This window comes from Ferrovibrio sp. (assembly GCF_002796975.1).
In the GTDB taxonomy this organism is placed as follows: Bacteria; Pseudomonadota; Alphaproteobacteria; order Ferrovibrionales; family Ferrovibrionaceae; genus Ferrovibrio.
Genome location: NZ_PEKV01000007.1, coordinates 43,468 through 55,871 on the forward strand (window position 1 = coordinate 43,468; position 12,404 = coordinate 55,871).

10 protein-coding genes are annotated in these 12,404 nt (G+C 62.4%); all 10 read left to right on the plus strand.

Translation table 11 applies throughout. The features are described 5' to 3' along the window. Position 1: 1 nt before the first annotated feature. The 10 genes from CTR53_RS09695 to CTR53_RS09740 are packed head-to-tail and all read left to right on the plus strand — an operon-like array spanning position 2 to position 12,205. Positions 2-1,951: a long-chain fatty acid--CoA ligase gene (locus CTR53_RS09695; RefSeq protein WP_290812080.1), complete on the plus strand. Its 1,950-nt coding sequence runs from the start codon at positions 2-4 to the stop codon at positions 1,949-1,951. Then, positions 1,948-2,847, plus strand: coding sequence for a branched-chain amino acid ABC transporter permease (locus tag CTR53_RS09700; RefSeq protein ID WP_290812083.1), 900 nt, complete (start codon positions 1,948-1,950; stop codon positions 2,845-2,847). Before CTR53_RS09695 ends, CTR53_RS09700 begins: the two co-directional genes overlap by 4 nt. A 2-nt stretch (positions 2,848-2,849) precedes the next feature. Further along, positions 2,850-3,902: a branched-chain amino acid ABC transporter permease gene (locus tag CTR53_RS09705; protein WP_290812086.1), complete on the plus strand. Its 1,053-nt coding sequence runs from the start codon at positions 2,850-2,852 to the stop codon at positions 3,900-3,902. 55 nt (positions 3,903-3,957) lie between these two features. After that, positions 3,958-5,154, plus strand: coding sequence for an ABC transporter substrate-binding protein (locus CTR53_RS09710; protein ID WP_290812089.1), 1,197 nt, complete (start codon positions 3,958-3,960; stop codon positions 5,152-5,154). Positions 5,155-5,196: 42 nt separating this feature from the next. Beyond that, positions 5,197-5,994 (plus strand): ABC transporter ATP-binding protein, encoded by a 798-nt coding sequence (locus CTR53_RS09715; protein ID WP_290812093.1) that lies wholly within the window; start codon positions 5,197-5,199, stop codon positions 5,992-5,994. Between the two features lie 4 nt (positions 5,995-5,998). Further along, positions 5,999-7,219 (plus strand): hypothetical protein, encoded by a 1,221-nt coding sequence (locus tag CTR53_RS09720; RefSeq protein ID WP_290812096.1) that lies wholly within the window; start codon positions 5,999-6,001, stop codon positions 7,217-7,219. Positions 7,220-7,243: 24 nt separating this feature from the next. After that, complete coding sequence (locus CTR53_RS09725) at positions 7,244-8,845, plus strand: carboxyl transferase domain-containing protein (RefSeq protein WP_290812099.1); 1,602 nt, start codon at positions 7,244-7,246, stop codon at positions 8,843-8,845. Positions 8,846-8,856: 11 nt separating this feature from the next. Beyond that, complete coding sequence (locus CTR53_RS09730; RefSeq protein WP_290812102.1) at positions 8,857-10,890, plus strand: biotin carboxylase N-terminal domain-containing protein; 2,034 nt, start codon at positions 8,857-8,859, stop codon at positions 10,888-10,890. Next, positions 10,890-11,354 carry a MaoC family dehydratase gene (locus CTR53_RS09735; RefSeq protein WP_290812105.1) on the plus strand — a complete coding sequence of 155 codons (465 nt, stop codon included), beginning with the start codon at positions 10,890-10,892 and terminating at the stop codon, positions 11,352-11,354. The genes CTR53_RS09730 and CTR53_RS09735 overlap by 1 nt, the downstream gene beginning before the upstream one ends. Then, on the plus strand, positions 11,354-12,205 hold the full coding sequence (locus tag CTR53_RS09740) for a CoA ester lyase (RefSeq protein WP_290812108.1): 852 nt from the start codon (positions 11,354-11,356) through the stop codon (positions 12,203-12,205). Before CTR53_RS09735 ends, CTR53_RS09740 begins: the two co-directional genes overlap by 1 nt. The last annotated feature ends 199 nt before the right edge of the window (positions 12,206-12,404 follow it).

Here is a 12,404-nt window from a genome sequence, read left to right on the forward strand (position 1 = left end):
CATGACGACTCTGCGCGCCACTCCGGTCAAAGACACGCGCATGGCGGCGGGGCGAACCCTGCCGCAGCTGTTGCGAGACCGCGTGCGAGAATTCGGCGGTCGACCGGCCATTCGCAGCAAGCGCGCCGGCATCTGGCGCAACCGCGACTGGAGTGACGTAAACCGTCTGGTGCGTTTGTGCGCGCGTGGCCTGGCTGCCAGCGGCCTGAAGCGCGGCGAAGTGCTGGCGCTGGTGTCGGAAAATCTGGAAGAACAGTTCCTCCTCGAACTCGGTGCGCTGTGCCTGGGTGCCCGTACGGTCTCGGCCTATCCCGACGCCTCGGTCGATGAACTCGGCTATCTGCTGGAGCATTCCGAAGCCGCCATGGTGGTGGGCGAGGACCAGGAGCAGATCGACAAGATCCTGACGATCATGTCGCGCGCCCCGGCGATCCGCGCCGTCTTCCACATCGATGGGCGTGGGCTGTGGGACTACAAGGTTGCGGCGCTGGTGTCGCTGGAAACCCTGCTGGAGCGCGGCGCGACCCATCGGGATGATGCTTGGCTGGATGCCGAGATCGATCTGGGGCGGCAGGAAGATGTGGCTGTCTATTGCTACACCTCCGGCACCACGGGGCGTCCGAAAGGCGCGATGCTGTCGCATGCCTTCATCCTCGACAATGCTTATCGTCTGATGGGCTCGCTCGGCGTCGAGCCGGCCGCACGTTACCTGTCATATATCTCGCCGGCCTGGGCTGCCGAGCAGTATTTTGGTATCGGTCTCGCACTGCTGGCGCCGATGATTCTCTATTATGCGGAAAAGCCAGAGACCGTGCAGCACGACCTGCGCGAAGTGGGTCCAGAATACCTGATGTTCACCCCGCGCCAGTGGGAGATGCTCGCCTCCGGTGTTGAGGCCCGCATGATGGATGCCGGCGTGCTGCGTCGCGCGCTGTTCGCCTGGGGTTTGCGCGTCGGCCGCGCACGGTTGTCAGACAAGGCCGGGTTCTTTACGCGCCATATGCTGGCGCCACTGGCAGATATGCTGATCCTGCGTGGCGTGCGTGATCTGCTCGGCCTGTCGAAGGTGCGTGGCGTGCTCAGCGGCGGTTCGGGCCTGTCGGCCGAGTTGTTCATGCGCTTCCATGCTTTCGGGGTGCCGCTGGGCAATCTCTACGGCTCGACTGAACTCGGTCTGGTCTCTTCGCATCGGCGCGGCACAGTTTATCGTCCTGAAACGATGGGCGAACTGATGCCCTGCGATCCGAGCATCGCCGGGTCGACCGAGGCCTGGGTGGATGGCAGCAGCCAGTTGCGCCTGCGGCTGCCGGCCTTCTCGGGGTATCTGAAAAATGAGGAAGCCTCGAAGGAGCTGGGCAATGCCGAAGACGGCTATGCCACCGGCGATGCGGTGCGTATCGACGAAAACGGCCAGTTGATCTTCCTCGACCGCCTGAAGGACATGCGCCGCCTGCGTACCGGTCAGGCCTATCCGCCGCAGTTCTTTGAAAACCATCTGCGTGCGGCCTCAATGGTCCGTGACGCCATCGTGATCGGCGACGCCTCGCATGACTTCGTGACGGCGCTGGTGAATATCGACAGCGAGATCGCCGGCCGCTTCGCCGAACTGCATGGCCTGGCCTATGGCACCTTCACCGAACTGAGCCAGCTCCCGGCGATCCGTTCCGAGATCGCCGCCGTGATTGCCGCCGTCAACCGTCTGGTCGATCCAGGCGCGCGCGTGCTGCGTTTCGCGACGCTGCCCAAGGAACTCGACGCCGATGAATCCGAATTGACCCGCTCGCGCAAGCTGCGACGGGAAGCGATCCATGAGCGCTATGAGAATCTCATCGACTCGCTCTATCGCGGCGCTTCGCATTGCGACAGCGAAATCCAGGTCAAATACCAGGACGGCAGCGTCAGCCGTCTGCGTGCCCGCGTGGCCGTAAACGTCGTGGAGGCGGCATCGTGATCAAGCTCCTGCAAGTGCTGATCGATGGCACCCTGGTTGGTCTGGTCTATGGCCTGGTGGCGATCTCCTTCGTAGTGATCTACCGCGCCTCCAAGATCGTCAACCTGTCACAGGGTGAGGTGCTGGTCTTCGGTGCACTTTTCCTGTGGACCTTTACCTTCGGTGTCAAGGCGCTGGGCTACGACATGCCACTCTGGCTCGGCCTGCTGGTGACGATGGTGGCCTGCGTCGGTTTCGGGCTGCTACTGGAGCGCTTCGTGTTCCGTCCGCTGATCGGCCAGCCGGCCTTTGCCATTTTCATGGCCAGCATCGCGCTGCTGGTGATGCTGCGTGGCACGGCGCAGTTGGTCTGGACCGCTGAAACGCGGCCGTTCCCGGCTTTCCTGCCGGGCGGTGCGTTGCAGCTGGGACCGTTCATGGTCTCCACCAAGTTGCTGATTGGCGCACTTTTCACGATCGCGCTGACTGCCGGCCTGCATCTTTTCTTCACGCGTTCGCGGCGCGGCCTGCGTCTGGCGGCGGTGGCGGAAGACCACAACACGGCGCTGTCGCTCGGTGTGTCGGTGCGCGGCGCCATCGCGGTGGCCTGGATCCTCGGCACCGTGGTGGCCACTTTCGGCGCCATTGTTTTCCTGTCGGGACGCATTGTCTCGCTGGAAGTCGCCAGCATCGGCTTCAAGGCACTTCCCGTTGCGCTGCTCGGTGGCCTGGAATCGATCCGCGGCGCACCGCTGGCCGGCATCCTGATTGGCGTCGGCGAGGCTGTCGCTATGGCTTATCTCGACCCGGTCACCAACGGCGTCGCCTCCAACGTCCTGCCCTTTGCCGTGATGATCGGCGTCCTGCTGTTGCGCCCGCAGGGGCTGTTCGGCTGGAAGAAGATTGAAAGGCTGTAATCATGCTGCCGACCGGCATCCAGTTCAGCACCTATACCGGCGAAGCTGGTATCCTGAAGACCAACCGGGCGCGGATCGGCGTTCTGCTGATCGTCATCCTGCTGCTTGTGGCGCCGTTGATGTCTGGCCCGTATCTGCTCGGCATCGGCACGCAGATGTTCATCACATTGATCGCCGTCTACGGGCTGCATGTCACCGTGGGTATGGCAGGACAGATCAATATTGCGCAGTCCGCCTTTGTCGGTGTCGGTGCCTTCGCGGCGGCCAAGCTGAGTTCCTACGGCCTGCCCTTCTGGGTGGTGCTGCCGCTGGCTGCCGTGATCACCGGGCTGGTCAGCGTGTTGTTCGCATTGCCGGCCGCGCGGGTAAAGGGCTTCTACCTGGCGCTTACCACGCTGGCGGCCCAGGTGCTGTTCCCCATTGTCATTCTTGGGCTGCCGCAGGACTGGCTCGGCGGTCTGGTCGGCCTGCCGGTCGAGCCGCTGAAAATCGCCGGATACAGCATGGGCTCGCCGAAACACTTCTATTATTTCACCCTCGCGCTGGTGCTGCTGGCCACTTATGCGGCCTACAACCTGCATCGCAGCCGGCTTGGCCGCGCGCTGAAGGCGGTGCGCGACAACGACGTGGCAGCCGAAGTGATGGGCGTTCCGGTGCTGCGCTACAAGATCACCGCCTTCTTCACCGGTTCATTATTTGCTGGCGTCGCCGGTGCCTGCACAGCCTGGTTCCTGCAGTTCGTCACCATCGAAAGTTTCACGCTGTTTGCCTCGGTCTGGTATCTCGGCATGCTGATCGTCGGCGGCCTGCACAGCCCGGTCGGCGCTATCCTCGGCGTGCTGTTCATCACCTTCCTTCAGGAAGGCCTGCATGAAGTGGCCACCCTCGTCATGCGCAGCCAGTCGCATGCGGTCGGCGGCGCTGTCTTCGCCACAACAAATATCGTGCTCGGAGCCTGCATCCTGCTGGCGCTGATCTTCGAGCCGCGCGGCCTCGCGCACCGCTGGTCGGTGCTGCGGACTGCATACCAGCTCTGGCCGTTCCCGCGTCAGTGAGAGCGGCGATAGAGAGAAGAGAAGGGCCTGTGAGCCCAAAAATGGGAGGGTAACGATGACGTTCAAGACAGTCTTTGCCGCGGCAGCCATGCTGGCCGCAGTGTCGGCCCCGGCCTGGTCGGCGGAGTATACGATGTCGGCGTCTGCTGATTTCAGCGGTCCTTTTGCTGACGTCATGCCCAATGCGATGTCGGGTATCGAGACGATCACCGCATGGTGGAACAAGGACGTTGGCGCCAAGCTGGGCGTCAAGGTCAACATCAAGATCTACGACATGCGGTATGACGCTGCCGTGATCGCCCGCACCTGGCCCAGCATCCTGTCGCGCGACCAGCCGATCATGCATCTGGGCTTTGGATCCCCCGACCTGACCACCCTGATGACCCGCCTGCCGAACGACAAGGTGCCGATGCTGATCGGTACCGCGATGGTCAGTATGGTGTGGAAGCCGGAAGGCTGGCATTTCTCGATCCGGCCGACCTACAGCCATGAATTCGCCGGCCTGCTGGATGAGCTACAGAAAAAGCAGGGCCGCAAGCTGCGCATCGGTGCGGTTAGCACGCAGACTGCGGCAGGCTTCGTCGACCAGGTGAAGGGCGTGGAGAAGCTGGCAGCGACCTATGCCGATCGCTTCGAAGTGGTCGATACTCAGTGGGTCGCCACCAGCCCGGTGTCGATGACCAGCAATATCCGCGCGATGCTGGAGAAGAAGCCGGATGTGATCTTGGTCGGCGGCACCACCGCGCAGGTCACGGCTACGGCGGCGGCTCTGGAAGAGCTGAACGTCAAGCTGCCGATCATCAACTCGACTCACAACGGTCTGACCGAAGTGGCGAAGGGCTTCGATCTGAAGAAGATGAATGGCTCTTATTCGGCCTTCTCCTTCGCGCCGGACAATCAGGCGAAGCTGCCGCTGCGCGACATCTATGAGGCCAACAAGACCGGCAACGGTCAGTGGGGCATCATCACCACGCAGTCGGCTGCACAGGCCTTACTGGCGCTGCGCGTGCTGGAAAAGGCTGTCGCCAAGGTCGGCAAGGACAAGGTGAACGGCCAGGCGATGTATGACGCCCTGCTGGCCAACAAGTTCACCGAGCAGGAGTTGCTCGGCGTGCTGCCGGATCTCGACTTCGATGCATCGGCTCCGTTCCCGGTCGGCGCGATCAAGACCAAGGCCCAGGTGGTGGTTGATGGCAAGATCCAGCCGCTGGGCGATACCTGGCTGCCGGTGCCGGCCTTCGACAAGTGGTGAGTTGGTGACAATGGCGATGCGCAGCTCTTGGAGGATGCAGGCATGGGATTGACCCTGACCAACGTCGATGTCGTCTATGGCGGCGTCATCCAGGTGCTGCGCAGCGCCAATATTGAAGTGCCCGATGGCAAGATGGTGGTTTTGCTCGGCTCCAACGGAGCCGGCAAGACCACCACCCTGCGGGCGATTTCCGGCTTGCTGCATGCCGATCTGGGCGAGGTAACGGCCGGCGAGATTCAGTTCAACGGCAAGAATATTGCGAATGGCGACCCGATCGGCATCTTCGATCTCGGCATCGTGCAGGTGTTGGAGGGCCGAAAGGTTCTTGAACACCTGACGGTGGAGCAGAACCTGCGCATCGGCGCACACCGGCGCAGCGATCTGCGCGCGGTAAAGCACGATCTTGAGAAGGTTTATAACTACTTCCCGCGTCTGCCCGATCTTCTGCCGCGCACCGCCGGCTATCTGTCGGGCGGCGAGATGCAGATGCTGCTGATCGGTCGCGCCTTGATGGCGGCGCCGAAACTGCTGATTCTTGATGAACCGTCGATGGGTCTGGCGCCGATGCTGGTGGAGCAGCTGTTCGAGGTGATTGGCCGGATCAATCGCGAGGAGGGCATGACGGTTTTGCTGGTCGAGCAGAATGCCCGCGCTGCAATTCGCCAGTGCGATTACGGCTATGTCATGGATGGCGGGCGTATCGTGCTGCATGGCACGCGCGAGCAGCTTGAGCAGAACCAGGACGTGCAGGAATTCTATCTTGGGCTTTCGATTGGCGAAGAGCGCCGCAATTTCCGCGACGTGAAACATTACCGCCGTCGCAAGCGCTGGCTCGGCTAATCACATGAGTGTTGATCGATTTCAGCGTATGCGTGAGCTTTATGCCGAGGCCTGCCTGCTGGCGCCGGCCCTGCGGCAACGGTTCGTCGCGGCCGATCTGGTGCCGGGAGAGATTGGCAGCGCTGCCGACCTCAATCGCCTGCCGGTGCTGAAGAAAGAGACCCTGCTGGCACAGCAACAGGCCGCGCCGCCGTTTGGCGGCTATCTCGCCTGTCATCCAGGTGAGATGAGCCACATCTATGTCTCGCCGGGCCCGATCTTCGAGCCATCGCTCGCCGAAGACGCCACTGGTCATGGCATGGACATGATGTTCGCTGCTGCAGGGCTGGGCCCGGGCGATCTGGCGTTGAACACGTGGTCTTATCATCTGGTGCCGGCTGGCTTGCTGTTTGAACAGGGCCTGCGCGCCGTGGGCGCCACCGTGATTCCGTCCGGCACCGGCAATACCGACCTGCAGGCCGATCTGCTGCTCAAGCTGCCGGTGACAGCTTTCCTCGGCAGCACGGCTTTCTTCCAGACCGTGATCGAGCGGCTGGAGGCGCAGGGGCATGCACTGCCGGCCGCCTGGCAATTGCGCCACGCTTTCCTGGGTGGCGAATTCGGCGACTGGTCGGCCAAACGCCGGCGGCTCGAACAGACTTACAACATCAAGACCTGGTCGCTCTACGGTACGGCCGATTTCGGCCTAATTGGCTACGAGCGCGCCGATGTCGAAGGCTATCTGATCCACCCCGAGCGCTATGTGCAGATCTGCGATCCCGTCACAGGTGTCCCCCTGCCCGAGGGCGTTGCCGGCGAAATCGTAGTGACGACGCTGACGCGTGGCTGGCCGATGATTCGCTTCGGCACCGGGGATGTCTCGACCGCGCTGGAAACCGGGGTAGATCAGGGCGTGGCACGAATTGCGCTGCTGCAGGGGCGGGTGGGCCAGGCCGTGAAAGCGCGCGAGATTTTCATTTATCCCAGCCATGTCGAGACGCTGTCGCGTCGCGTCGAGGGCCTGTTGCGTGCTGTCGTCACAGTGCGGCGCAGCGGCAATCGTGATGAGGTCGCGGCCTGCGGTGTATTGTCGGAGGGAGCGGATGCGCTCCGTGCCGACGCGCAAATACGTCAGGTTTTTGCCGGCCTGACCCGGTTGCAGCTTGACCATGTCGAATTCGTTTCCTCCGCCGCTCTACCGGAAGAATCCGCGCTGTTGAGCGACGCCAGGCATCTCTCCCCATGACGTATGCAATGAGTGAATCCTAACATGGCAACCCTTGCGAGTAACATTGACCCCCGGTCTGAAGGCTTCAGGGCCAATGCCGCCGTCTATGACGGTCTGCTGCAGACCCTGCGCGAACGCTATGCCTGGGCGCTGGCCGGCGGCGGCGACGCGATGGTGCAGCGGCATCATGCGCGCGGCAAGATCACGGCGCGCGACCGCATCGACCTGCTGGTCGATCCGCTCAGCCCGTTCCTGGAACTGTCGCCGCTGGCGGCCTGGGGCCTGTACGACAACAAGGTGCCCGGCGCGGGTCTGGTGACCGGCATCGGCACGGTTCGTGGCACGATCTGCATGATCATTGCGAACGATGCCACCACCAAGGGTGGCTCCTTCTACAAGGAGACCATCAAGAAGCATATTCGCGCGCAGGATATCGCCTTCGAGAATCGCCTGCCGGTGGTCTATCTGGTCGATTGCGGTGGCGCCAACCTGTCGCAGGGCGACGAGGTGTTCCCCGACCAGGATCATTTCGGCGGGGCCTTCTATCGGCAGTGTCGCATGTCGGCGGCCGGCATTCCGCAGGTCGCGGCGGTGTTCGGCGAATGCACGGCGGGTGGCGCCTATATCCCGGCGCTGTCCGATGAAGTGGTGATGACGGCGGGTAATTCGAGTGTCCATCTCGGCGGTCCGCAGATCGTCAAGGCGGCGATCAAGGAGATCATCGACCGCGACAGCCTCGGCGGTCCGGAAATGCACTGCTCGATCTCTGGCGTCTCGGATCACTTCGCGCGTGATGAGGTCGAGGCGATCACCAAGACCCGCGACATCGTTGGCGCGCTGCAGCGCGTGCAGCAGATGCATGGCGCGATCCGGCCTAGCCGACCGCCGCTATTCGATGCTGCCGAAATTCCCGGCATTGTCGGTGCCGATCTGACGCGGCCGTTCGACCAGCGCGAGATCATTGCACGTCTGGTGGATGGCAGCGAGTTCCATGAATTCAAGCCATTGTTCGGCAGCACGCTGGTCTGCGGCTTTGCCCATATCCATGGCTTGCCGGTCGGCATCATCGCCAATAACGGTGTGCTGTTCTCGGACTCGGCTGTGAAGGGTGCGCATTTCATTGAATTGTGCGATCAGCGCCAGACCCCGATCCTGTTCCTGCAGAACATCACCGGCTTCATGGTGGGTTCGGAGGCCGAGCGCGGCGGTATCGCCAAGCATTCGGCCAAGCTGGTCTATGCCGTCGCCAATGCGCGCGTGCCGCGCTACACGCTGGTCACGGGCGGTTCCTATGGCGCTGGAAACTACGGCATGAGTGGTCGCGGATTCCGCCCGCGCTTCATGTTTATGTGGCCCAATGCCCGGCTTGGCACCATGAGTCCCGATGTCGGCAGCTCGGTGCTGATGGACCTGCGCCGTTCCAGCATCTCGAGCAATCCGGCGACCGAGGCGGAGCTGGCGACCTATGAGGCGAAGCTGCGCAAGATGTTCGACGAGCAGTCGAATCCCTATTACTGCACGGCACGCCTGTGGGACGACGGCCTGATCGAGCCGCAGGATACCCGCGATGTCCTGGGGCTTTGCCTTGCCATCGGTGCCCTGCAACCGCCCGAGACCGGCACGCGCCCGGTCTACCGGATGTAAGGGAGCAGGACATGTTTACCCAGTCTCCCCGTCCTATCCGTTCCGTCCTGGTGGCCAATCGTGGCGAGATCGCCATGCGCGTGCTGCGCACCTGCAAACATTTGGGATTGCGCGGCATTGCGGTGTATTCCGACGCCGATGCCAATGCCCTGCATGTTCGCACAGCCGATGCAGCAACCCGCATCGGTCCCGCGCCGGCGCGGGAAAGCTATCTCGATATCGGCGCGATCATCGCGGCAGCCCAGCGTATGGAAGCGGACGCGATCCACCCTGGCTATGGCTTCCTGTCGGAGAATGCCGAGTTTGCCCGTGCCTGCGATGCAGCCGGGCTGATCTTCATCGGGCCGTCCGCCGAAGCCGTTGCTTCGATGGGCTCGAAGATCAGTTCCAAGCGTATTGCCGAAGCAACCGGCGTGCCGACCGTGCCGGGCTATCATGGCAATGCCCAGGATGAAGCCACCCTGCTGTCCGAGGCGAAGCGCATTGGCTTCCCGGTCTTGATCAAAGCGTCTGCCGGTGGCGGTGGTCGCGGTATGCGCCTGGTGGAGCATGCTGCCGACTTCGCAGCAGCACTGGATGCTGCCCGCAAGGAAGCGCAGTCGGCCTTTGGCGACGCCAGCATCCTACTGGAGAAATTCATCCGCAATCCGCGTCATCTGGAAGTGCAACTGGCTGGCGACCGCCAGGGCAATCTGGTGCATCTGTTTGAGCGTGATTGCAGCGTTCAGCGCAACAACCAGAAGGTTCTGGAGGAAGCGCCGGCGCCCAACCTGCCTGAAATCGTGCGGCAGCGCCTGTTCGATGCCGCGCTGAAGCTGGGACGGAAGATCGGCTACGATTCTGCCGGCACCGTCGAATTCATTATGGAAGCCGGCGACGACCAGCCGTATTTCCTCGAGATGAATACCCGCCTGCAGGTGGAACATCCTGTCACCGAGGCGATCACGGGTATCGATCTGGTGGAATGGCAGATCCGCGCCGCTGCCGGCGAAGCTCTGCCACTACAACAGGCACAGATCCGGCAGAGTGGTCATGCCATCGAGGCGCGTATCACGGCAGAGCGGGTCGATATGGGCTTCCAGCCGGTGACCGGTCGGCTGGAGTGCGTTGTCGCGCCACGCGATCTGCGTTTCGACACCGGTGTAGCCGACGGAGCAGAGATTAGCCCGTATTATGATTCGATGATTGCCAAGCTGGTGGCAGCGGGTCGTAACCGGGGCAGCTGCCTTGCCAGACTCGAGGCCGGACTGAATGAACTGACCCTGCTGGGCCTGTCGAGCAATCAGCTGTTCCTGCGGGACGCCGTGCGTCATCCCCTATTTGTCGAAGGACGTGCCACGACGCGTTTCATCGAAACTGCATTCCCTGGCGGCTGGAAAATTGATGCCGGTGAACTTCGCCTGCTGCGGGCTGCTGCGACGGCTGCTTGGCTTGTCAAGGAGCCAAGTGCGACGGAACTCGAGAATTGGACGAATCCCTGGCTGCGGCAGCGCCCGGTACGCGTGACGGCTTCGGCCCGTGCGGCCCGCGCGACGGTCATGCTGAATGACGAATATGGCACCGCCGAAATCGAGCTTCGCTACGGTCGTGACGGCGTCGAAGCGATGATGGATGGCGAGATCATCCGGCTTGGTCCTGTCGCCCGTTCGGGCGGCAGTCTGGCCATTACTCCTGAAAGCGTGGCCGAAACGCTGCCTGTCTCCAGTGATGGCGGCAGGATCTGCATCACGCGCCATGGCCTGGCAATCAGTGCCGATCTGGTTCTGAAAAGTGAAGCACAGCGAGCTAGCGATGCGGATGCGCGTAGCGGCAATCGTGTGGATGCGCCGCTGCATGGCTTGATCACGCAGATCCATGTCGTTGTCGGTGACCGTGTCGAGGCCGGCATGGCCGTGGTGCAGATGGAAGCAATGAAGCTGGTGCACACCCTGCCTGCGCCACGAGCCGGCCACGTGACGGGCATCCGCCAGGCCGTGGGTGACATCGTGCCGGCCGGTACGACACTGATTGAGATCGACGTGATCGAGGAAAAGGAGATATCCTGATGGCTGGTCTGTGGTTCGAGGAATTCAAGGATGGCATGGTGTTCAACCATGAATGGACGCGCACCATCACCGAGGCCGACAATATGTGGTTCTCGCTTTTGACCATGAATACGCAACCCCTGCATATCGATGCGCATTACTCGGCGAAATCCGAATGGGGTAAGCCACTGGTCAACAGCCTGTTTACGTTGGGCCTGATGGTCGGCATGTCGGTCAACGACACCACCTTTGGCACCACGTTGGCCAATCTGGGCATGAGTGATGTGCGTTTCCCCAAGCCGTTGTTCCAGGGCGATACCGTGCATGTCCGCACCACGGTGCGCGCCAAGCGTGAAAGCAAGTCGCGGCCACGTGAAGGTATCGTCGTCTTCTTCCACGAGACCATCAACCAGCATGGTGACGTCGTCGCGACCTGCGAGCGGCAGGCGTTGATGCGCAAGCGTCCGGTCGACAAGGCAGCCTAATGCGCTCGCTGCTGTTCACTCCCGGAGTTTCGGCCAAAATGATGGCCAAGGCAGTCGATGGCGCCGCCGATGTGGTGATCCTTGATCTGGAAGATTCGGTGTCTCCGGATGGCAAGGCCGCGGCGCGCGAAGCCGTGGTCGCCATCCTCGCCAGACCGCGACGCGCGGGCAGCAGCCTTTATGTACGCATCAACCCGCTCGACAGCGCCTGGTGCGGTGACGATCTGCGAGCAGTCCTGCCGGGACGTCCGGATGGCATCATGCTGCCCAAGCCGGATGGGCCGGAAGATGTCGTCCGCCTGTCGCAGCATCTGGCCGAGCTGGAACAGCCTGATATGGCAGAGCGGACCAGGATCATCGCCATCTGCACCGAAACGGCGGCCGGCACATTGTCGCTGGCCGCACAGTCGTGGCGTCACCCGCGGTTATCGGGTCTGGTCTGGGGTGGCGAGGATCTGGCAGCTGTACTGGGCGCGACCAGCAACCGCGATGCCGCAGGTCAGTATACCGGGCCTTTCGCGTTGGCGCGCAATCTCTGCCTGCTGGCGGCACGGGCCGCCGGTGTCACGCCGATCGATGCCGTCTATACCGATTTCCGCAATCCGGAGGGCCTGGCAGCAGAAGTCGCCGCCGCGCGGCGCGATGGTTTCGACGCCAAGGCGGCTATCCATCCGTCGCAGATCGACATCATCAACCGGGCCTTCAGCTATACCGATGCCGAACGCGACTGGGCGCGACGCGTGGTGGCCGCACTGAAAGACGGTGCCATTGGCGCGGCCCAGATGGACGGTTCGATGGTCGATGTACCGCATCTGGTGCAGGCGCGGCGTATTCTATCTCGTTCTAGATAAGAGGATTTGGTGTTGCTTGGCATCTGATGGAGAGCGGAACGCGGGCGTTTATTCTTCGAGTTTTCTCTCCATAAGGAGATCTTGCCGGGCGAGTAGATAATGCCACTTTGATCGTGATCGAGATAAAATTGGGCATTCACGAGATAGGGGGCCGCACAATCGGCTAGCCGAATAGTGTCGCCGCTGGGGGCGGGCGGGG

Coding starts and splice junctions, on each gene's coding strand:
- CTR53_RS09715 (WP_290812093.1), top strand. CDS start 5,197: ATGGGATTGACCCTGACCAACGTCGATGTCGTCTATGGCGGCGTCATC.
- CTR53_RS09710 (WP_290812089.1), top strand. CDS start 3,958: ATGACGTTCAAGACAGTCTTTGCCGCGGCAGCCATGCTGGCCGCAGTG.
- CTR53_RS09695 (WP_290812080.1), top strand. CDS start 2: ATGACGACTCTGCGCGCCACTCCGGTCAAAGACACGCGCATGGCGGCG.
- CTR53_RS09740 (WP_290812108.1), top strand. CDS start 11,354: ATGCGCTCGCTGCTGTTCACTCCCGGAGTTTCGGCCAAAATGATGGCC.
- CTR53_RS09705 (WP_290812086.1), top strand. CDS start 2,850: ATGCTGCCGACCGGCATCCAGTTCAGCACCTATACCGGCGAAGCTGGT.
- CTR53_RS09725 (WP_290812099.1), top strand. CDS start 7,244: ATGGCAACCCTTGCGAGTAACATTGACCCCCGGTCTGAAGGCTTCAGG.
- CTR53_RS09735 (WP_290812105.1), top strand. CDS start 10,890: ATGGCTGGTCTGTGGTTCGAGGAATTCAAGGATGGCATGGTGTTCAAC.
- CTR53_RS09720 (WP_290812096.1), top strand. CDS start 5,999: ATGAGTGTTGATCGATTTCAGCGTATGCGTGAGCTTTATGCCGAGGCC.
- CTR53_RS09730 (WP_290812102.1), top strand. CDS start 8,857: ATGTTTACCCAGTCTCCCCGTCCTATCCGTTCCGTCCTGGTGGCCAAT.